The sequence below is a fragment of the Acinetobacter piscicola genome (assembly GCF_002233755.1).
Classification (GTDB): domain Bacteria; phylum Pseudomonadota; class Gammaproteobacteria; order Pseudomonadales; family Moraxellaceae; genus Acinetobacter; species Acinetobacter piscicola.
In genome coordinates this window covers 89,078-110,435 of sequence record NZ_KZ268704.1, presented here as the reverse complement: position 1 = coordinate 110,435, position 21,358 = coordinate 89,078, and the positions used below count along the sequence as shown (strand labels likewise).

The 21,358-nt window shown below is 36.4% G+C and carries 19 protein-coding genes; 14 read left to right on the top strand and 5 right to left on the bottom strand.

Annotated elements, in window-relative coordinates; genetic code table 11:
- Window positions 1-255 precede the first annotated feature (255 nt).
- Entirely contained in the window at window positions 256-1,395 is a 1,140-nt protein-coding gene (locus CDA10_RS00475) for a DUF389 domain-containing protein (RefSeq protein ID WP_089603569.1), read from the top strand.
- 500 nt (window positions 1,396-1,895) lie between these two features.
- On the opposite strand, the gene trpC is transcribed toward CDA10_RS00475, so the two are convergent.
- From trpC to CDA10_RS00460, 3 genes are read right to left on the bottom strand one after another with little or no spacing between them, the layout of a single operon-like run.
- Window positions 1,896-2,702, bottom strand: coding sequence for an indole-3-glycerol phosphate synthase TrpC (gene trpC / locus CDA10_RS00470; protein ID WP_089603568.1), 807 nt, complete (start codon window positions 2,700-2,702; stop codon window positions 1,896-1,898).
- 19 nt (window positions 2,703-2,721) lie between these two features.
- On the bottom strand, window positions 2,722-3,768 hold the full coding sequence (gene trpD, locus CDA10_RS00465) for an anthranilate phosphoribosyltransferase (protein WP_089603567.1): 1,047 nt from the start codon (window positions 3,766-3,768) through the stop codon (window positions 2,722-2,724).
- Window positions 3,769-3,785: 17 nt separating this feature from the next.
- The gene (locus CDA10_RS00460; RefSeq protein ID WP_089603566.1) at window positions 3,786-4,370 is read right to left on the bottom strand and encodes an anthranilate synthase component II; all 585 of its coding nucleotides are present in this window, start codon (window positions 4,368-4,370) and stop codon (window positions 3,786-3,788) included.
- Between the two features lie 309 nt (window positions 4,371-4,679).
- On the opposite strand from CDA10_RS00460, the gene CDA10_RS00455 reads away from it, so the two are divergent.
- The 8 genes from CDA10_RS00455 (at window position 4,680) to CDA10_RS00420 (ending at window position 12,685) form a co-directional block, all read left to right on the top strand.
- Entirely contained in the window at window positions 4,680-4,955 is a 276-nt protein-coding gene (locus CDA10_RS00455) for a hypothetical protein (RefSeq protein WP_089603565.1), read from the top strand.
- A gap of 804 nt (window positions 4,956-5,759) precedes the next feature.
- The gene (locus CDA10_RS00450; RefSeq protein WP_089603564.1) at window positions 5,760-6,701 is read left to right on the top strand and encodes a hypothetical protein; all 942 of its coding nucleotides are present in this window, start codon (window positions 5,760-5,762) and stop codon (window positions 6,699-6,701) included.
- Window positions 6,702-6,863: 162 nt separating this feature from the next.
- The gene (locus tag CDA10_RS00445; protein WP_089603563.1) at window positions 6,864-7,397 is read left to right on the top strand and encodes a GTP-binding protein; all 534 of its coding nucleotides are present in this window, start codon (window positions 6,864-6,866) and stop codon (window positions 7,395-7,397) included.
- A gap of 416 nt (window positions 7,398-7,813) precedes the next feature.
- The gene (gene glnA / locus CDA10_RS00440) at window positions 7,814-9,229 is read left to right on the top strand and encodes a type I glutamate--ammonia ligase (RefSeq protein WP_171057687.1); all 1,416 of its coding nucleotides are present in this window, start codon (window positions 7,814-7,816) and stop codon (window positions 9,227-9,229) included.
- A gap of 206 nt (window positions 9,230-9,435) precedes the next feature.
- Entirely contained in the window at window positions 9,436-9,933 is a 498-nt protein-coding gene (locus tag CDA10_RS00435; RefSeq protein WP_089603562.1) for a chorismate--pyruvate lyase family protein, read from the top strand.
- A gap of 17 nt (window positions 9,934-9,950) precedes the next feature.
- Window positions 9,951-10,829 carry a 4-hydroxybenzoate octaprenyltransferase gene (ubiA, locus tag CDA10_RS00430; RefSeq protein ID WP_089603561.1) on the top strand — a complete coding sequence of 293 codons (879 nt, stop codon included), beginning with the start codon at window positions 9,951-9,953 and terminating at the stop codon, window positions 10,827-10,829.
- Between the two features lie 227 nt (window positions 10,830-11,056).
- Window positions 11,057-12,298, top strand: coding sequence for an alpha/beta hydrolase family protein (locus CDA10_RS00425; protein WP_089603560.1), 1,242 nt, complete (start codon window positions 11,057-11,059; stop codon window positions 12,296-12,298).
- A 138-nt stretch (window positions 12,299-12,436) separates the two neighbouring features.
- Window positions 12,437-12,685, top strand: a complete 249-nt coding sequence (locus tag CDA10_RS00420) for a hypothetical protein (RefSeq protein ID WP_089603559.1) — start codon at window positions 12,437-12,439, stop codon at window positions 12,683-12,685.
- A 429-nt stretch (window positions 12,686-13,114) separates the two neighbouring features.
- Here the strand turns inward: CDA10_RS00420 and argG are convergent, their stop codons facing one another.
- Entirely contained in the window at window positions 13,115-14,458 is a 1,344-nt protein-coding gene (argG, locus tag CDA10_RS00415) for an argininosuccinate synthase (RefSeq protein WP_089603558.1), read from the bottom strand.
- Between the two features lie 219 nt (window positions 14,459-14,677).
- On the opposite strand from argG, the gene CDA10_RS00410 reads away from it, so the two are divergent.
- Complete coding sequence (locus CDA10_RS00410; RefSeq protein ID WP_089603557.1) at window positions 14,678-15,025, top strand: hypothetical protein; 348 nt, start codon at window positions 14,678-14,680, stop codon at window positions 15,023-15,025.
- 46 nt (window positions 15,026-15,071) lie between these two features.
- On the opposite strand, the gene CDA10_RS00405 is transcribed toward CDA10_RS00410, so the two are convergent.
- On the bottom strand, window positions 15,072-15,923 hold the full coding sequence (locus tag CDA10_RS00405) for a LysR family transcriptional regulator (protein WP_089603556.1): 852 nt from the start codon (window positions 15,921-15,923) through the stop codon (window positions 15,072-15,074).
- A gap of 161 nt (window positions 15,924-16,084) precedes the next feature.
- Between CDA10_RS00405 and CDA10_RS00400 the strand changes: the two genes are divergently transcribed.
- The 4 genes from CDA10_RS00400 to lldD all read left to right on the top strand — a co-directional run bounded on the left by CDA10_RS00400 (window position 16,085) and on the right by lldD (window position 21,262).
- Window positions 16,085-17,002, top strand: coding sequence for a DMT family transporter (locus tag CDA10_RS00400; protein WP_089603555.1), 918 nt, complete (start codon window positions 16,085-16,087; stop codon window positions 17,000-17,002).
- A gap of 659 nt (window positions 17,003-17,661) precedes the next feature.
- Window positions 17,662-19,329, top strand: a complete 1,668-nt coding sequence (gene lldP, locus CDA10_RS00395) for an L-lactate permease (RefSeq protein ID WP_171333922.1) — start codon at window positions 17,662-17,664, stop codon at window positions 19,327-19,329.
- Window positions 19,330-19,361: 32 nt separating this feature from the next.
- On the top strand, window positions 19,362-20,105 hold the full coding sequence (gene lldR / locus CDA10_RS00390) for a transcriptional regulator LldR (protein ID WP_089603553.1): 744 nt from the start codon (window positions 19,362-19,364) through the stop codon (window positions 20,103-20,105).
- A gap of 2 nt (window positions 20,106-20,107) precedes the next feature.
- On the top strand, window positions 20,108-21,262 hold the full coding sequence (gene lldD / locus CDA10_RS00385) for an FMN-dependent L-lactate dehydrogenase LldD (protein ID WP_089603552.1): 1,155 nt from the start codon (window positions 20,108-20,110) through the stop codon (window positions 21,260-21,262).
- The last annotated feature ends 96 nt before the right edge of the window (window positions 21,263-21,358 follow it).

Sequence of the window (21,358 nt, the reverse complement as noted above, 5' to 3'; positions counted from 1 at the left end):
TATTTTGAGAATAATTTGGAAATAGGCATAGTTTCTGCAATCATCTATTTACACTTCATTTACGGCTTAGAGAGAATGCCTAGTTGTGATTTTCCAATAACTATATTGAATATTATTTTTTAAAAATTATACAAAGTTGAGGATGTGAATGGATAAAAGACATGATTAGAAAATTATTTATTAACAGATTTCTCTACACGTTGTTTAAAAAATAAGCTAAATTAATTTAAGACATTACAAGATAAATAAAGACTTATGGCAAATGAAAAAGATAAAGATCCAACAATCATTGTTGAAGATACTCCTGATCAAAAAAAGTATGAAATCCTCAAAGAAAAATTGAGATATAAACAAGCGTTGCGAGAGAATTCAAAAAAAATTGATCATAAGCAAGTTCGTTTAAATATTCAGGCAAATGCTTTGCCGAGTAGAACATTTTTTATCATGAATGCCTTAGCTGCAATTATTGCGGGATATGGTTTATTAACCAATTCATCTGCTGTGGTCATTGGAGCTATGTTAGTTGCAATAATGTTAGGGCCAATTTCGGGTATCGCCTTATCTTTGATTGATAATCGCTGGATATTATTTAGAACGGCCTTAACTACACTTTCCTTAGGCATTGCAATGATCTATGCCATTGGGATCATCTTAGGCTTAATTAATATTGATGTTCCAATTACACATGAAATTCTTTCTCGAACTCAACCCACAATCATGGATTTAATGATCGCTTTAGCAGGGGGGGCAGCAGGGGCATTTGCATCGATATCTCCACGGCTTTCTGTTGCAGTTGTTGGTGTTGCTGTCGCCACAGCTTTGGTTCCTCCTTTGGTTGCAAGCGGCATTTTATTTGCACATATGGAGTGGAGAAATGCGGCGAATGCTTTTATTTTAGCTGCGACCAATATTATAGCCATTCAAGTGAGTTCATCACTTGTATTGTGGATTGCAGGTTTTAGACGTGGTTCAGATATTGAAGTTAAAAGTAATGTCATTGAATTTATTAAAAGAAATGCGATAAGTTTAATCTGCCTTTTGGTACTCACCATCTATTTGTCTTTGAATTTTATGCATTTGTTGCGTCAACAATTATATGAGACTGATATTAAAGCCGAAGTTGAGACCTTACTGAATAAAAATAATAATATTGTTGATACGATTCAATTCGAAAAACACGATGAATTTACATTGGTTCGTATTGTCGTCAGAGGTGATACTCCTCCAAATTCGATTGAAGTTGGAAAATTAAATAAGATTTTAGAACATGATTTAAAAGACAAGCCGAGTATTGCACAAGTACGTTTTATTCTTACTGAAATTATTGAAGCACCGAATAGTCCGACCATCAGTATTCAAGAACGAGAAGCCACGGGAGTGATCACAAGTTATTAACTTAACCTGAGTTCGGGATAAGGTATGTTCCCAACTATATGATACTCGGAAACGTCAGTCGCATTGTTCGAGGCAAGACTACATCTGTAATATAATGTTTTTGCAATATATTAGATACTTGATGGTATCTGTCGAGTTGGCGACTGACAAATGATTTTGCCCTTGCGTGGCAGTGCCACTCATCCCGAAAGCCTTGCGAGGTAGTACCTCTCAGGTCGAACCGAAGGTTAATCCTTACATTTGACTTTAAACGGTAAGACTCCGCTGTGCCTGATCTATCTTTTCAATAACTTACATCAAAGTTTATCCCGAACAGACGTTAACTTATGTGCATCCATTATAAATAATTTAGAGAATAAAAAGCCCAACTCAAAAGCGTTGGGCTTTTTTGAGAATCAACGATTTAAAATTCTTATTCATAAAAGAAAAAATTAAATAACAGACTCAAATATCATCTAAAGCTAAATTGAAGCATCAAATCACGATTTGAAGGATTCAGTTTAAATAGAATGAGGAACCCCAAACAGAGCTTTAAAAGCTTCATCTGGACGTGGTTGCTTCATAAAACTTTCACCGACCAAGAAAGCGTGAATGTCATGCTCTTGCATCATTGCAACATCAGCAGGCGTCGCAATACCACTTTCAGTGACCAATAAACGCGATGGATCGAGTAATCTTTTTAAACGCAATGAGGTATTTAAATCAACATCGAAGTTTTTAAGATTACGATTATTGACGCCTAGAATACAGCGTTCAGAAAGCTTCATCGCACGTTCAAGTTCATCTTCATCATGAACTTCAACCAGTACATCTAGGTTGTGTTCAAATGCAGTTTTTGACATTTCTTCAAGTTGTTGGTCAGACAAACAAGCCACAATCAATAAAATACAATCCGCATGTAAAGCACGTGCTTCAATCACGCCATAAGGATCAATTAGAAAATCCTTACGCAAAGCAGGAAGTGAACAATGATTACGTGCAATTTGAATGTTTTCATCTGCACCTTGGAAAAAATCAACATCGGTTAAAACAGACAAACATGCAGCACCTGCTTGTTCATACTGTTCTGCAATTTCCGCAGGATTAAAGTTTTCACGAATGATCCCTTTTGATGGCGATGCTTTCTTGATTTCAGCAATCACACCGGGACGTTTGCTCAGTAAAGATTGAGCAAAACTGCGAACTGGCGTTGCAGCTTTTGCAAGTTCTTCAACATCTTTTAAACTATGTTGTTTTAAACGAATCGCAAACTCTTCATGTTTACGATCAACAATTTTACCTAAAATGGTATTGGCAATATTAACCATGATGACTTTCCTTAAATCCTTAAGCTTCGTATTCTTTGAGCGTTTTGGTAAATTCAGACAAAATGCCCATTTTTTCTAAAGCCTGCCCACCATAGATAATATCATGTGCTAAAGCGACACCTTGTTTATAGGTTTTGGTTAAACCTGAAACATAGATACCCGCACCTGCATTTAAAGCAATCATATTGGCTGCTTTTTCACCTTTGGTTGATTTATTCTTGCTTAAAGCATCTTTAATCAACACTAGACTTTCAGCCGCACTTTCTACAGATAAGCCTGTCAATGTCTGAGATTCAATATCAACGTCTTCAGGCTGAATCATCCATTCTGTGATTTCACCCTCTTTGAGCTCAGCTACATAGGTTGCTGATGCGAGGCTAATCTCATCTAAGCCATCTTTAGAATGAACCACCATGACATGTTCAGCCCCCAGTTGTTTGAGCACTTCAGCAAGTGGGCGACATAATTCGGTTGAGAATACGCCAATCACATAGCGGCGTACCCCAGCCGGATTCGTAAGCGGGCCAAGGAGATTGAAAATACTACGGAAGCCTAACTCTTTACGTGGGCCAGCAGCATATTTCATCGCTTTATGATGGTTTGGTGCAAATAAAAAACCGACACCCATTTCACGGATACAACGTTCAGTCTGTTGCATATTTAAATCGAGGTTGATGCCTGCTTGTTCTAATAAATCAGAAGAACCTGATTTTGAAGAAACGCCACGATTACCATGTTTGGCAATGGTTGCGCCCGCAGCTGCAATCACGAAAGAAGATGCAGTAGAAACATTGAATAGGTTTTGACCATCACCGCCTGTGCCGACGATATCGATCAGATGCGGAATGTCACTGACATCTATTTTAATCGCAAACTCACGCATGACACGCGCAGCCGCTGTGATTTCATCAATACTTTCGCCTTTTAAACGCAGTCCCATCATCAATGCACCAATTTGTGCATCTGTGGCTTCACCACTCATGATCGTGCGCATGACTTCTTCCATTTGTGGTTGGGTCAGCTCAATATTTTTGGTGATATTATTTAAAGCTTGTTGAATATTCATTATCTTGGTTACGCTCTTTATGCATAAATATCTAAAAAGTTTTTAAAGATTTGGTGACCATGTTGGCTCAGGATTGATTCAGGATGAAATTGCACACCTTCTATAGGTAATGTCTTATGTTTTACACCCATGATTTCTTCCATAGAGCCATCAGTTTCATTGGTCCAACACGTCACTTCAAGGCATTCAGGAACAGTTGCTTGATCAATCACAAGAGAATGATAGCGAGTGGCTGAAAATGGAGAAGGGAGGTTGCTGAAAATGCCTGTATCACTGTGGTACATGTCAGATAAACGACCATGCATCACTGTTTTGGCACGGACAATGTCACCACCAAAAGCCTGTCCAATTGCTTGATGTCCTAAGCAAACACCGAGCAAAGGGATTTTTCCTGCAAAATGTTGAATTGCAGGGATAGAAATACCTGCCTCTGAAGGAGAGCAAGGACCAGGCCCAATCACTAAATACTTTGGTTGCCATCGTTCAATATCCTCTAAAGTCACGGCATCATTACGGACTACTTTTACTTCTTGATTTAACTCGCCAAAATATTGGACGATGTTATAAGTAAACGAGTCATAGTTGTCGATCATTAGAAGCATTTTTGGCTTAAACCTCTGATATTTATAGCATAATTAGTATTGTATTAGTGATATTACTCACTATGTTACTCATTTTGCTGTTTGTCTAATTTTTAGTAACAAAAAACTTGCTACTAACTCACTATAATATCAGATTCTTGCGGAGATTCTTTGACTTTTTGCTTCACATAAAATTCGCATCAAAACATATCTTTATTCATAAGCGATGGACATTCATAAGCATTGTAATTATTGATTGGTCAACATTGTTCCATATTTAGTTTTGTTATATTTTATAATGATTCACTATAGAAGAATATGGAGAAAACGATGTCAATTATTGATGCAACGGAAGCAAAACAAAATTCAGAAAATCATCAGCCCAAGAAAACACTTGAAACGTTGCGTAATGAAATTGCAGCTCAAATTAAAGCAAGTTCTGATTTAGGTTATTTCAGTGCAGGCTATACTATTCCATCGAATGTAAGTGCAGAAGATCAAGAAGCAATATTGGCGGAATTGAACCAAAAAAAGTATTCTTTGGATACAACTCCAAATGAGAGTGGGCTTGATTTGTTTATTAAATGGTTTAGGCCTGTTCCATAATTTTAATTTCAAATGTAAACCTCCTTCGGGAGGTTTTTTTAGGAAGGTCTAAATAAAAAGAGCTTTCAAAGTTGAGTTAAGCTTTAAACATATAGTTATAGAAAACAAAAAGTTGGTCGGAAGGTATTTTAATCTAACGATGATTTATTCTTTGAATGACCATCCCAAAATCTAAAAAAATTTGTGGTAGATCGAGAGGTATTTCAAAGCCTTTCAGTAATTTAACATAAATCATCGATCTTGCTGTGGTCATCCAAAGCTTTTATATCTTTAAAAGATCATATGACTATCATTCATGAGTTTTCTATTTATCGTGACTCATATTTTCGAGATATTTATCATTATTTAAGTAAGTAAATGGATCATATTCATTAATGTTTTTAATACTAAATTAAAATCATTTTATATATTATATTAGTGAAACTTAACCTCATTTTTTAATTAAAATACAAGTGTTTTTATATTGAATAAAAAATAAGTTAAGCCTAATTTAATATAATATTGTGAAATAAATATGAGAATGATTTTTATATTCATTTAATCAATATTTTGTATTTAAAATACATGTTTTTGATAAAAATAAGCTATTGTTTTACAATAAATTGTGTGATTTTTATTTAATTAAAAATATTATTGTTGTTTTAATATTTTTTTTATCAATTGGATATTACATTTTTATAATTTATAAGGTAAAAATAATATAAATTATTCTGTAATTTTTTAGTTTTTTAATGTGATTTGTATGTTTTTTTAAAAATAAAATGTTAATATTGTCACGTTTTATAATGTGGCTATGGGGGTTTGATGAAAGAAGAAATAAAAATTGCTATATTTGGTTTAAGTTTAAATGTACTTGAAAGCATTAAGCAAAAAGTTCAAACAATGTACGATGACTCTTTGAAAGTGAGTTGGGCGACTATTGCTGACCCTCATTTAGATATTCTTTTAGTCAATGATATGTTTTTTAGTTCAGCGACTATTCAGAATCTAGTTGGTGCAAAAAAGATTCCCTATTTACGCTTAGTCAATAAAAATGAAAAGTCAGGTACGATTGAAGGGGATAAATTATATTTACCTTTTTCAACTACCGAAGAGATTAGACAATGGTTTAAAGATCGATATCTACGTGTGCCTGTAAGCAATAAAACAGAAACTTTTGTGAATCAAATTTCCAAAAAAATGGACTTAAAAAAAGTCGTTCCTGAATTTTTCAATGAAAGAAATGGAAATATTCAGGTTTTTGATTCAAAAGGTAATATTGCGTTAATGAATATTCGGACTCAACAGGTTTGGATTAATCAAGCACGGAAATTGCAGCGAACAGATGCTTCTCTAAACTATACTTATGCAACCATGCAAATGGCTCAATCTGTAAGTTCAATGCAGGGAGCGGATTTGACATCATGGCTTTGGAATGTCTTATGGCACTCTGAAGATTTGGACTTTAAGCAAAACCATTCGGATTCCTATAAGTTAAAGTTTTGGCCTCAACCTGATCCTCAAAATGAACGAAAATTGGTTTTTAAAATCGCTGCTTGTTTTGAGCAAGGTGCAAACCCTAAGCAAGTTGCTCAAAAAACAGGATATAGTTTAGAACAAATTAATAAGTTTGTTTCAATCGCTTTACTATGTAATGTACTTCAAAACATACCTTCAGATGCTGCAAAACTGATGACTGAAGAAAAAGAGTCCTCAAGTGTTCTTCGTGGCTTTTTTGGTAAGTTAAGAAAGAAATTGGGTCTATAAAGCTAGACAATGAACGTTCATTGTAAAGTATTTTGTTGCACATATTCACTAAACTCAGTTTTTGCTAAGCTAAGTTTTACAAAGTTAAGTTGTTAAACTTTATGTGTATTAAAAATAAATTTACAGTCTGCTAAAAGTGTAATAAATACAACAGGTGATGAAGTGATACTACATAAATATAAAATTGTATTTGGCGGTAAAATGGGTGCTGGTAAAACAGCAGCGATTAAATCATTATCTGAAATATCGGTACTTTCAACCGAAGCGCACAATACCGATGAACAAGCGCATAGTAAAGCATTGACTACAGTTGGAATTGATTACGGAGAAATCAAACTGGATGATGAAGTTGCAGTGGGTCTGTATGGTACACCAGGACAAGATCGCTTTGATTTCGTATGGTCTGTGATTTGCAAAGGAGCGATTGGTGCAGTGGTATTGATTGACCATTCGCAAAAAGATGCAATTGAAGATTTAAAATTTTATTTTCAAGCCTTTAAAGAATATGTAAATAATATCGTTGTCGGCGTGACTCATGTTGATGAAGATCCACAACATTTGTTAAAACAATATAAAGACTGGATGCATTTGAATCAGCTCACTATGCCTATTTTTGCAATTGATGCTAGAGAAAAAGATGATGTATTACTTATGGTTGAAGCATTGATTGCCCGTGCAGAAGTTGAATTTGGTTAACTTATAAAGCTATCTATTTAGTACTGTATTTAATTTTTTATCAGTCTGATAAACCAATTTTGAAAGCGTATTCATTGATACGCTTTTTTTGTTTTTAAATTATATTTAGATAAATTCAGTAAAATAGACTTATTTAAGGCAAAATAAGCACCAAATTAAAACAAATAAGTATATTTGCACAAAGTTGGTGCATTAAAGTTGCGCATTGTAATATAAAATTTGCAAGTGTGTTTGAATATAGTGCAATTCTAAATACTCTCAGTATAATAGTTAGAAATTAAAGGTTGCTAAGCTTATTTTCTAATAAGGATTTCAATATTTTAGCAGCCGTTTAAAAAGTTGGTACGGTAATTGCTATATAAACATCAACTACTAACACGCACTTTGTAAGTGCAACAAAAATGCATTGGAGCAAAATGAGCATGGCGAACAAAGTCCTTCAACTCATACAAGAAAGTGGCGCAAAATGGGTCGATTTTCGCTTTACTGATACTAAGGGTAAAGAGCAGCACGTAAGCTACCCATCAGATACTATCGATGAAGATACTTTTGAAGATGGTAAAATGTTTGATGGTTCTTCAATCGCTGGTTGGAAAGGCATTGAAGCATCTGACATGATTCTACGTCCAGATCCAGAAACTGCTTTCCTTGACCCGTTCTTTGCTGAAGCAACTATCGTTGTAACTTGTGATGTAATTGAACCTTCTACTGGTCAAGGTTATGACCGTGATCCACGTTCAATTGCTCGTCGTGCTGAAGAATACCTAAAATCTACAGGTATTGGTGATACTGCATTCTTTGGCCCAGAGCCAGAATTCTTTGTTTTCGACGAAGTTAAATGGGACATCGACATGTCTGGCGCTCGCCACACATTGATCGCTGAAGAAGCGGCTTGGTCAACAGGTAAAGATTACGAAGCAGGTAACTCTGGCCACCGTCCTCGCGTTAAAGGTGGTTATTTCCCAGTTCCTCCAGTTGATTCTTCACAAGATATGCGTGCTGAAATGTGTGCTCGTATCGAAGACATCATGGGCCCAGGTCGTGTAGAAGTACACCACCACGAAGTTGCATCTTGCCAGTTAGAAATTGGTGTAAGTTTCAACACAATGGTACGTAAAGCTGACGAAGTTCAACAGTTCAAATATGCTGTTTGGAACGTTGCGCACCAATATGCAAAAACTGCGACTTTCATGCCTAAGCCAATGGTTGGTGATAATGGTTCTGGTATGCACGTTCATATGTCTATCTCTAAAGATGGCAAGAACTTGTTTGCTGGTGATGAATACGCTGGCCTTTCTGAAATGGCGCTTTACTTCATCGGTGGTATCATCAAGCACGCTCGTGCATTGAATGCGATTACAAACCCTTCTACGAACTCGTATAAGCGTTTAGTTCCACACTTCGAAGCACCAATTATGCTTGCTTACTCAGCACGTAACCGTTCTGCTTCTATCCGTATTCCATACGTTTCTAGCCCTAAAGGTAAGCGTATCGAAGCACGTTTCCCAGATCCAATGATGAACCCATACTTAGGTTTTGCAGCATTGTTAATGGCTGGTCTTGATGGTATCCAAAACAAGATCCACCCAGGTGAAGCTGCTGATAAAAACTTGTATGATCTTCCTCCTGAAGAAGAAGCTAAAATCCCAACAGTTGCTCATAGCCTAGATATGGCGCTTGAAGCACTTAAAGCGGATCAAGACTTCCTTCTTAAAGGTGGCGTGTTCACTAAAGAAATGTTAGATGCATACATCGAACTTAAAACTGAAGATGTTCGTCGTCTTAACACGACAACTCACCCAGTTGAATTTGATATGTACTACAGCTTGTAATTCGTTTTCGAATTTAAGTGATGAAAAACCCGCCTTGTGCGGGTTTTTTTATTGTTGATTTATCCAAAGATGAGAAAAATCATGATTTGATAAAATATATGATTAATACGCAAAATATTCATCTAAATGATATATTTTACGCTTCATCTGCTTATATCTGATATTTTCAGTTAAACTGCGACTTTATTGAAAAATAGGAGAGAACATTGGCTCAATCATGCAAAAATCAGGAAAAACAAATTCCTTTAGAATTAAAAACATGGTTGTATGCTTCAGGTTCTCTTACTCAACAATTGACTGACCTTGCTGGTGGTACGTTTAGTGTTCAACCCATTCAAGAACATTATAAAAGACTTACATTTATTGATAGTCAATGGATGAAAATGCCGCATCAGCATACATCATGGGTGCGTGAAAGCTATTTATTTGGTTGCGAAGAACAACCGTGGGTCAAAGCAAAAAGTATTTTCCCTATTTTAAGTATTCATAGCAAAGCACGTTTATTTAAACATATCCGAAATAAGCCAATTGGAAAGTTTCTATTTCAACGTACCAATCCTCAATGTGAACGACGTGTATTATTGCTTGAAGAAGGTTGGACACGACAAAGTTGTTATACTTGGCATGGTTGTAAATTTATTGTTCAAGAAACATTTTTACCTGCTTTTGAGCAATTTCTAAAACAGCAAAGTATTTCAAAATAAGGTACTGAAGGATTGTTATGACAACTGTTCAACACACCACTTGGCAACAACGTTTAGAAGCATATTACTATTTATGCCGATTTGATAAACCGATAGGTACAGAATTGGTTTTCTGGCCAACCATGTGGGCAATGTGGATTGCAAATAAAGGTATTCCTGCAATTGGGATTTTAATTCCAATGATTTTAGGGACGATTTTTATGCGAGCAGCGGGTTGTGCAATCAACGATTTTGCGGATCGTAAAGTGGATGCACATGTAGAGCGTACCAAAACTCGCCCTTTAGCGACGGGTATTATTCGTGCTAAAGAAGCAATTTTTGTTTTTTTAGCCTTAGTTGCTGCCAGTGCTACCATGCTATTTTTCCTCCCAATTGAAACTTTTTACTGGTCTTTTGGTGCTTTATTTTTGGCGTTTATTTACCCATTTATGAAGCGTTATACTCACTTACCACAAGTGTTCTTAGGTGCTGCATTTTCATGGTCAATTCCAATGGGTTATACCGCCGTTGGTGTTGAACCCAATTTAACCTGTTGGTTGCTATATTTTGGTAATTTGGCTTGGACAGTGGCTTATGACACGCAATATGCGATTACAGACCGAGAATATGATTTAAAAATTGGTGTGAAATCTACAGCAATTTTATTTGGAAAATATGATATTCAAATCATTTCAATACTTCAGGCTTTGAGTGTTGCATTGATTGCCACAGCATTTTATTTAGAAAATATTCTTGTTCCATTTGGGCTTACAGCTTTATTACTTGTTTGTGCTGATTTTATTTATCAATGGATGAAAACCAATGACCGAGACCCACAACGTTGCTTTTGGGCATTTCGTCATAATCGTTGGGTTGGTTTAATCATTTTTATAGGGATATTTGCTTCGTTCATTTAAAACTAAAGAAAGAATGAGCAGATGTTTTTGAGTATTTAAATACTAGATGCTTATCCCTTAGGAATAAGAATCTGTATTTTAATGTGAACATCTGCATAGATTATTTAAAGACATTGAATTCGTTTGAAATTCAGATCAAAAGCGCACTAGTAAGGTGCTTTTTTTTATGTTTAAGTATCAGAAGACATGAAGTCAGTTAAATTACAATACAAATAGAAGGGTAACTTATGAATATAATGCTTAAACGGACATTACTCGCAATTACATGTAGCGCAACATTATTTTTGGCAGCATGTAATGACGATGATGATAATAATCAATGGTCTACCAATAAAAGTTATGTTTCAGAAAAAACATACAATTTAGACAGCATGACATCAGCAGCCACAGTTAAAGTCATGACCTATAACATGCCGAATGTATTGGGTGAAACCAAGAAAGCGACAGCCATGGTCTTTGTACCGAAAACAACGCGACCAGCGAATGGGTGGAAAGTTGTGGTATGGGAGCATGGAACTGTAGGAATTGGCGATAGTTGTGCACCGAGTAATAATGCATTTAATCCACGCTTCAAAAACATGGCTGAAAGCTTATTGGCAGAAGGCTACGTCGTTATTGCACCAGATTATGAAGGTCTGGGTACAGCAGGGATTCATCCTTATTTAAACTTAAAGAGCGAAGCGAATTCGGCAATTTATGCAGTAAAAGCCTATAAAGATCATTACGGTAGTCAAATCAATGGTCAGTGGATGTCAGTCGGACAATCTCAAGGTGGACATGGTTCTTTAGGAACGGCTGAGCTATCCAATAGCGATTCAAATTATAAAGGTGCGGTTGCTGGTGCCCCTGCATCAAGTTTAGGCTACATTATTTCTGTTGTTGCTCCGCAAGCAATCAAAAATCTTCTTCAACAAGAGCAAGAGGGTAAAGTACCTGTTGGAACAGCGGTTGAAGTTTATGCAGAATTATTGGCCTACGCTGCTTATACCACTGTCGGGATTACAGCGTACGAACCGAAATTTAATTATCGTGAAATTTTCCAAGAACGTTCAAGAACGATTGCAGAATTTGCTGAAGGTACTACGGGTGAAAATGGCTTATGCTTAGATGATTTACATAATAAGTTTGCCGCAGATATTCGTGATTTCATTGTAAAAAATGCAAATAAAACTGTTTTGGATTATCCCGGTTTAGCTGGGGATTTCCAAGAAAATCCAACAGTTAAAAAGTTCTTAGTTGATAATCAACCTGCGACCAAAAAAATCAATACACCTGTGATGATTATTCAAGGTACAGCGGATATGGCAGTGCCTTATCCTGTGACGAATGCTTTGCAACAAGGTTTAAAAGACATGGGTACAGATGTGACTTTCTTACCTGTGGTTGGTGCAAGTCATACGCAGGCAATTGTTGAAATGAATCCGCAATTGGTTGCATTTATTAAAGCAAAAATGCCAGCAAATCAATAATTGTAAGATGGATAAAAGAGAGGGAGCTACGGTTTTCTCTCTTTTTGAAAATGTATAAATGCAATAGCAACAAAATTTGTATATCGAAAATCTTCTGTTATATTGATCGACCTAAACGCTATTGATTGATGTAAATTTATGACGCAGGTAAGTTCAAAGAAATTTCCAAAGATTTATATTTTCGGCGCATTAGCGTTACTATTACCTCTTTTTTTGATTGGAATGCTTTTTATTGCTGCCAAAAATGATGCTGAAACGAAACGAGAATATGATCTGATACGTCAACAACATGCGGAAAAGGTTGAGTTGAAAAAGCAACAACAAAAACTTGAGCAAGAAAATAAAGAACAAATTAAACTCGTTCAAAAGAATGCTGAAGAATCATAGTTTTAGAATTTGATATTTTGTAATGATTAGGGTCTGTTGACATTTCATAAATGGCTTGCGTTGTAGGCTAAAATTGAGCAGACGAGGAATGAAACGAAGAGAATAGCGAGACTATTTTCAAGTTTCATAACGAAGGCTGAGATAATTTTAGCCACAACCTGAGCAAGAACAAAGCATTGCTTCGTTCGTAGCGCAAGGCGCAGCGGGGACTAGAGTGTTTTTTGACGCTACGTTGTTGCCTTGCGAAACAGTGTTTCTCATCATTTAGAATGACTAAATTTTGTATTTCACGCCTAGTATCGCCTAAAAAACACTCATAGTCGCAATCATAGACGAATTGTCAACAGCCCCTATTTAATCATAAAAATTTTGTCGTAAAAAAACCGCCATTATTGGCGGTTTTTTTACGTTCATTGTGATCAAACGAACTTATTTGTTTTTATCTTTAAGTTGTGGAACAGCAGAACCTGTACCCACTGCAAGTAAACCAGTATTTGTATAAATACCTAATTTTGCACGAGTATCTGTGATATCAAGATTACGCATTGTTAACTGACCAATACGATCCATTGGTGTAAACATTGAATCACCTTTCTCCATCGTTAAACGCTCAGCTTCATAAGTGAGGTTTTCAGATTCAGTGTTCATAATCGTATAGTCATTACCACGACGTAGTTCTAAAGTTACTGTACCAGTAATGGCTTTAGCAACCCAACGTTGTGCAGTTTCACGAAGCATCAATGCTTGAGAATCGAACCAACGACCTTGGTACAATAAACGACCTAAACGTAAACCGTTAATACGATATTGTTCAATTGTATCTTCGTTGTGAATACCAGTCACAAGACGCTCATAAGCAATATGCAGTAATGCCATACCCGGAGCTTCATAGATACCACGAGATTTCGCTTCGATGATACGGTTTTCGATTTGGTCTGACATACCTAGACCATGACGACCACCAATACGGTTCGCTTCAAGAATAAACTCAACTGGATCTTCGATACGTTTACCGTTTAATGCAACAGGGAAACCTTCTTCAAAAGTGATCGAAACTTCTTCAGCTTCAATTTTTACATCATCTTTCCAGAAAGCAACACCCATGATTGGGTCAACGATTTTGATACCTGCATTGAGATATTCTAAATCTTTCGCTTCATGTGTCGCACCCAACATATTTGAATCTGTTGAATACGCTTTCTCTTTCGACATTTTATAGTCAAAACCATTGTCGATTAAGAATTGTGACATTTCAGCACGACCACCCAATTCATCAATGAACTGTTGGTCTAACCAAGGTTTGTAAATTTTAAGATCAGGATTGGTCAATAAACCATAACGATAGAAACGTTCAATATCGTTACCTTTATATGTAGAGCCGTCGCCCCAAATATTGACATCATCTTCTTTCATTGCTGTAACAAGCATTGTTCCTGTTACGGCACGACCTAAAGGCGTCGTATTGAAATAAGGAACACCACCAGTGCTGATATGAAATGCGCCACATTGAATTGCAGCAATACCTTCTAATGCAAGTTGTAAGCGGCAGTCTACTAAGCGTGCTTTTGCAGCGCCGTATGCTTCAGCTTTACGTGGAATTGCATCATAGTCATCTTCATCAGGTTGACCTAGATTTGCTGTATAAGCATAAGGTTCTGCGCCTTTTTGTTTCATCCACAATAAAGCTGCTGAAGTGTCTAGACCACCAGAGAAGGCGATACCGACTTTTTTGCCTACTGGTACATTCTGCAAGATCGTTGCATTATCAGTCATTGCGAGTCCTAACTATTTCGAAATAGGCACCATATACTTTTGGTAGCCGAAGAGAATTTTATTAACGCAGTATTATAGCACCCTTCAATACGAAATTTTTGGTGTTGCTGGTGGAAATATTATTTTTTGATTTAAAAAACAGATTAATATTCTAAAAATATAAAGTTTTACGATAAGAATGAAGAGATTCAACCCAAGACTAGATGGAAGGATAAAGCAGTGCCAAATAGCAATAATCAAATTTTATCGGCATTACATCGGATTGTGGCATTTATTTTAATTTTTGATTTGATCTATATGTTTTATCAATTATTCGTAGATCATTCGGCATATCTTTTTGGAAGTTTTCTAGGGAAATTAACGTTAATCTGTGTGCATTTTTTATGTGCCAAAGGAGTAAAATCAGGACGTACAAGTAGTCGTTTGGCGTCCATCTTTTTCACTATTTTTATGTTAAATGCATTTCCATTGGGAACTTTATTTGCTGTAACGATGCTTTTTTTCTCGTTATTCAAGTGGCAACCTAATCAAACTTTGAATTTTGCAGCAACTGATATGAAAGGCTGATTTTTAAACTTAATTATCCATTTAAAAAACAGACATCTAAGATCCATTAAAGCTGATCATTGAGTCCAATAAATTGTTTCTCAATGGGAGTAAACACATGATCATTTCTGGCAATTAAATACAATCCAATATCACGATATTGTTCAGGTATATCCATATAATATTGGATGTTAAATTTAGCAATTAATGATTTCGCAATCATCGAAATTCCCATACCCAATTGAGTAAATTGGATCAGCGCTTCGTGATCATAAATATGAGTCGATTCGCCTTTGGTAAGTTGGTAATCCGTATAAATCTGATTTAAAACAGTTGAATAACAACATTCTTCTGAAGCGAGTAAAATATTTTGATGATTTAAGCAGCCAGCTATATTGTCATGATTGAGAATATTTTTGCCTATAAGTACTAATTTATCATCTGCTTTATGAATGTATTGCAGCTTTTTTTGATTTGGATGACCCAATACATAGGCAATATCTAAATTACCTTGCAAAATTTCATCTTCGATATAACCTGTTGCACCTGTTTTCATGGTCACGGATAGGTCAGGGTAGGTTTCATATAACTGATTAAATGAAGGATAAAAGCGCATACCACCTAAACTGGTATTGGTGCCAAAACGCAAATATTTTTTTTGTTGATAGATTTTATTTTCAGTTTCTTCCCACGTAAAAATCATTTTTTTGTATTGAGCATATAAATTCATGCCAGATTCAGTTAGCTCAACACCTTTAGGCTTACGAATAAAGAGCTGACGTTTATAGTGATTTTCAATTTTCTTAATTTTGGCTGTCATATTGGATTGTAAATAATTCAGCTTATTGGCAGCACCTGAAATACTTTTGAGTTCAGCTACAGCAACAAATGATTTGATATCACTTATATCTATATTCATTGATATTTGCTCACTGCTTAAAAATGTTTGGCAATTAAAGATCACTTTCTTACTTAAAAAGTGATATTAAAAAAAGTGATGGGTATATTAAAATATAACATTATTCATGATGTCTTTTGTTTTTTATAATCAATTTACTTTCCATCTGTTGAGTACAACCAATGAATACTAAAGTGGTTAGTGCAATCGCCTTGCTGTGTTTGATCTGGGGTTCATTGTGGGGACTGGTAAAACACAGTTTGCAGATTTTCCCACCATTCTTATTTATTTCTATGCGTTTGATTCTAGCGGCGTTCACATTGATTGTTGTGCAATTTATTCTCAGAAAATCGATTTTACCTAAACGTGGTGAGTGGAAGAAGTTAATCATTTCCAGTTTGATGATTTGTTTTGGTTTTTATGTGACACAAACCTTTGCAATGCAATTTGTGGATTCAGGTTTGTCTGCAGTTTTGGTCTTTACAATGCCGATTTTTATCGGTGTTTTAGCCCATTATTTTTTAAATGAACGTTTGAATGCTCAAAAGATTACAGGATTAGTTCTAGGGACGTTAGGACTGATCTCAATCTTATGGCCACAACTGCATCATATTCATATGAACCTATCTTTAATTGGACAATTTTTCCTGATTTTGTCAGGATTTTTCTGGGCACTGACAACCGTTTATATCAAGAAGAGTTTTACAAGCTACGACAAAATGAAGCTCACCATTTGGCAGTTATTAATAGGTGGCAGTGTACTTTTGATTGGTGCGCTGGCTTTTGAGTCGTTTGATTTTAAAGTGTGGCTCAATCCGCTCAATGACTCAATGTTGTTTTATATTGCAGTGGTCGGAACAGGCTTTGCATTTGTGCTTTGGAATTGGATCGTCAGTCAGGTTGATACCTTTATTGCCTCGATTTCGATTATGTGTATTCCAATTTTAAGCTTATTTTTTGGCTACATGATTTGGCATGAAGCTTTGACAATCAATATTTTAATTGGTGCTGTGTTTATTTGTTTAGGCATTATTTTCAGTTCATTGAAGATGAAAGTGCAGTCACAATCGATTGATTCTTTGTGTAGTGATCAACATTGATGCTCAAGCTAAATTAATGAAATTCAGTCCTTAGTGAAATGGGTATCGATGGTCTAGGTCATCAATACAAAAGGCAATTGTGCAAATAGTATTTAAGCAAAATCAGTGGAAGTCTGCTGATTTTGCTTTTTATATTTTTAATTTGAACATTAGGCAGCTTTGATTTTCAAGAGGCAACCTTTTGGTTATTGAGTGAGTAGGAGGTGGAGTATTATTTATCTAATATATTGTTAAATATTTGGAAATATAAGTTATTTCATATTGTCTGAGTATTCATCTAAATCAGCGGCAACGTAGCATTTAGGTTGAAATAAATACAGATGATGGCGATTAAAAACTGCTTATTAGACTAAAGTTTAATATGATGTCGTAAAAAGTTAATCATTCTGAAAAAAATAAGTAAAAACAAGCGATTTAATTTATTCATTCAAAACATAGCTTGCCTAATGTACAGATAAAATTTACATAAATACTTTTAAATTGGTATGACCAATATAATTATTTACATTCTTATATTGATCTTTAAATCAGCAGAAATTACTATTAAGGCGAAATTAATAGATTTTTTTTACTTTATTGTTTTATTGGTCATACCAATTTTGTAAAAGATGAATGACTGATCTGACCACGTGATACTTTCCTGAAAGCATTTCAAGGAGATGACAATGCTTCAACAATGGCAACAAATTTATGATCCTATGGGCAATATCTGGATTTCCAGTTTGATTGCTCTTATTCCAATTATTTTCTTTTTTTTAGCACTTGCTGTTTTCCGTATGAAAGGAAGCGTGGCAGGTACAATTACCGTTGTATTGGCACTCTTGGTTTCATTATTTGCATATAAAATGCCAGTTATGATGGCATTCGCTTCAATGGCTTACGGTTTTTTATATGGCTTATGGCCAATCGCATGGATCATTATTGGGGCAGTATTCCTCTATAAAATTTCAGTAAAAACAGGGCAGTTCGATATTATTCGTTCTTCAATTCTGTCGATTACTGAAGATCAACGATTACAAATGCTTTTTGTTGGTTTTGCATTTGGTACTTTCCTTGAAGGTGCAGCAGGCTTTGGCGCACCAGTGGCAATTACTGCCGCACTTTTAGTGGGTTTAGGCTTTAAGCCACTCTATGCAGCAGGTTTGTGCTTAATTGTGAATACTGCACCTGTAGCATTTGGTGCAATGGGGATTCCAATTATTGTTGCAGGGCAGGTTTCAGGCGTTGAAACGATGGAAATCAGCCAGATGGTGGGACGTCAGTTACCATTTATGGTGATTATTGTTTTATTCTGGATGATGGCCATCATGGATGGTTGGCGTGGCGTGAAAGAAACATGGCCTGCGGTAATCGTTGGTGGTGGATCATTTGCAATTGCACAATATTTAACATCAAATTTTGTTGGTCCTGAACTTCCTGATATTACTGCCGCAATTGCATCATTGGTTTCATTGACTATTTTGTTAAAATTTTGGCAGCCAAAGCATATTTTCCGCTTTGCCAATGAAGATAACATCGATGAGAATTTGGCAGAACAGAAGCAAAAGAAATATTCAATTGCTCAGATTGCTAAAGCATGGTCTCCATTTGCAATTTTAACGGTCATGGTGACAATTTGGAGTGTAAAACCATTTAAGGATTTATTTACCAAAGATGGTGCTTTACATGATTTGGTTATTTCAATCAAAGTTCCGTATTTACATCAACTTGTGCAAAAAATGCCACCAGTTGTGCCTGAAATTAAAGACTATGATGCAATTTTCAAATTTGACTGGTTCTCGGCAACGGGTACTGCCATTTTGATTGCAGCGATCATCACGATTATTTTCTTAAAAATGAAGCCAAAAGAAGCTGTAATTACTTTTGGTGAAACAGTTAATGAATTAAAAATTCCAATTTATTCAATTGGTATGGTGTTGGCTTTTGCTTTTATTGCAAATTATTCAGGCATGTCTGCGACACTTGCATTGGCACTTGCGCATACAGGTCAAGCTTTCACTTTCTTCTCACCATTCTTGGGATGGCTAGGTGTATTCCTCACAGGTTCTGATACTTCAGCAAATGCTTTGTTTGCTGCTTTACAGGCAACGACTGCGCAACAAATCGGTGTACCTGAAGTGTTGTTGGTTGCAGCGAATACCAGTGGTGGTGTAACAGGAAAAATGATTTCTCCACAATCTATTGCAATCGCTTGTGCAGCAGTTGGTTTAGTGGGTAAAGAATCCGATCTGTTCCGTTTTACAGTTAAACACAGTATAACGTTTACAGTAATGATCGGTATTATTATTACCTTACAAGCCTATGTGTTCCCATGGATGATTCCATGACACATCAATTGATGTAAAGCTGAGGAAAGCAGATGAAAGTCTCCGATAAAGTCGTACAAAGTCTTCACATGTTAATTGAAGAAAAAAATATGCAAGTCGGAGAGCGATTACCTGCTGAACGAAAGCTGTGTGAGCAACTTGGCGTATCCCGTTCCTCTTTGAGAGAAGCACTTTCACAACTGACCAGTATGGGCATGTTGGTCAACAAAGTTGGAGCGGGAACGTATTTGCAACAATTGCCGGTGAATTGGTCTCAGTATCAAATTGTTGAACCGTTGAGTAATCTGATTGATGAAGATCCTGCCTATCGTTTCGATGTGCAGGAAGCGCGTACAATTTTAGAGGGTGGTTCAGCGTGGTATGCAGCACAACGTGCGACCAAAGAAGATATTGAAAAGATTCGTTATTACTATGATCAAATAACATATTTTCAATCTTTAGGTGATGACGATCAGGCATCGAATGCAGATGCTAAATTTCATTTAGCCATCGCAGAAGCATCACACAATTTGGTGTTGATCCAAATGATGCGAGGGTTGTTTGATTTGTTGCAATTCAACGTGGTTTTGGGGCGGCGTAAAGTCTATTCCGAAGCTCGTCGTTTTGATCAGTTGCATGATCAACATTTTCAAGTGATGGATGCAATTGAACGTCATGATCCAGATGCTGCACGTGACGCAGTATGTGGACATATAGAATTTGTAGTACAGCAAGTGCGTATGATTGATGAGGAAGAAGCTCGTCGTCAGCGTGCAAGTCGATTAAACAGGATATAAACATGATTATTTCTTCTGCAAATGACTATCGTGAAGCCGCACGACGTCGTTTACCACCATTTCTTTTTCAATATATTGATGGTGGTGCGTATGCGGAATATACACTGAAACGCAATGTGGAAGATTTATCAAAAATTGCGTTAAGGCAGCGTGTTTTAAATGACATGTCGCAGTTGAGTTTAGAAACCAAGCTGTTTGATGAAACTTTGGCTATGCCAGTTGCTTTATCACCTGTGGGTTTAACAGGAATGTATGCACGCCGTGGTGAAGTGCAAGCTGCTGTAGCTGCCGATAAAAAAGGGATTCCTTTTACATTATCGACAGTTTCAGTATGCCCAATTGAAGAAGTTGCGCCCGCAATTAACCGTCCAATGTGGTTCCAGTTGTATGTGCTACGTGATCGTGGCTTTATGCGAAATGCTTTGGAACGTGCGAAGGCAGCAGGCTGTTCAACTCTCGTCTTTACCGTAGATATGCCTGTTCCTGGGGCACGTTATCGTGATGCGCACTCAGGTATGAGTGGGCCAAATGCAGCGATGCGTCGTTATATGCAGTCATGTTTTCACCCACATTGGGCGTGGAATGTCGGTCTGTTAGGACGTCCACATGATTTAGGCAATATTTCTAAATATTTAGGTAAACCAACGGGTCTTGAAGATTATATCGGTTGGCTTGGCAATAACTTTGACCCATCTATTTCATGGAAAGACCTTGAGTGGATTCGTGAGTTTTGGGATGGCCCAATGGTGATCAAAGGGATTCTTGATCCTGAAGATGCAAAAGATGCTGTACGTTTTGGCGCAGACGGTATCGTGGTTTCAAATCATGGCGGTCGTCAGCTAGATGGTGTTTTATCTTCTGCACGTGCTCTTCCTCCAATTGCAGATGCTGTGAAAGGCGATATTAAAATTCTAGCGGACTCTGGTATTCGTAATGGCTTGGACGTTGTCCGTATGCTGGCATTGGGTGCGGATACCTGTATGTTAGGTCGTGCATTTGTATATGCGCTTGGTGCGGCAGGTGGCGAAGGTGTTTCGAATTTACTCGATTTAATTGATAAAGAAATGCGCGTTGCAATGACTTTAACAGGTGCGAAAACAATCGCCGATATTACTTCGGATTGTTTAGTGAAGTTAGATAGAGAATTGGTGGGGTGATTCCTACTTTATAAATAAATGTTTCTCATATAAAAGTATCGCTATTCATAGATAATCCCTCCCAACCTCCCTTTAAAAAGGGAGGAGCTATACCAA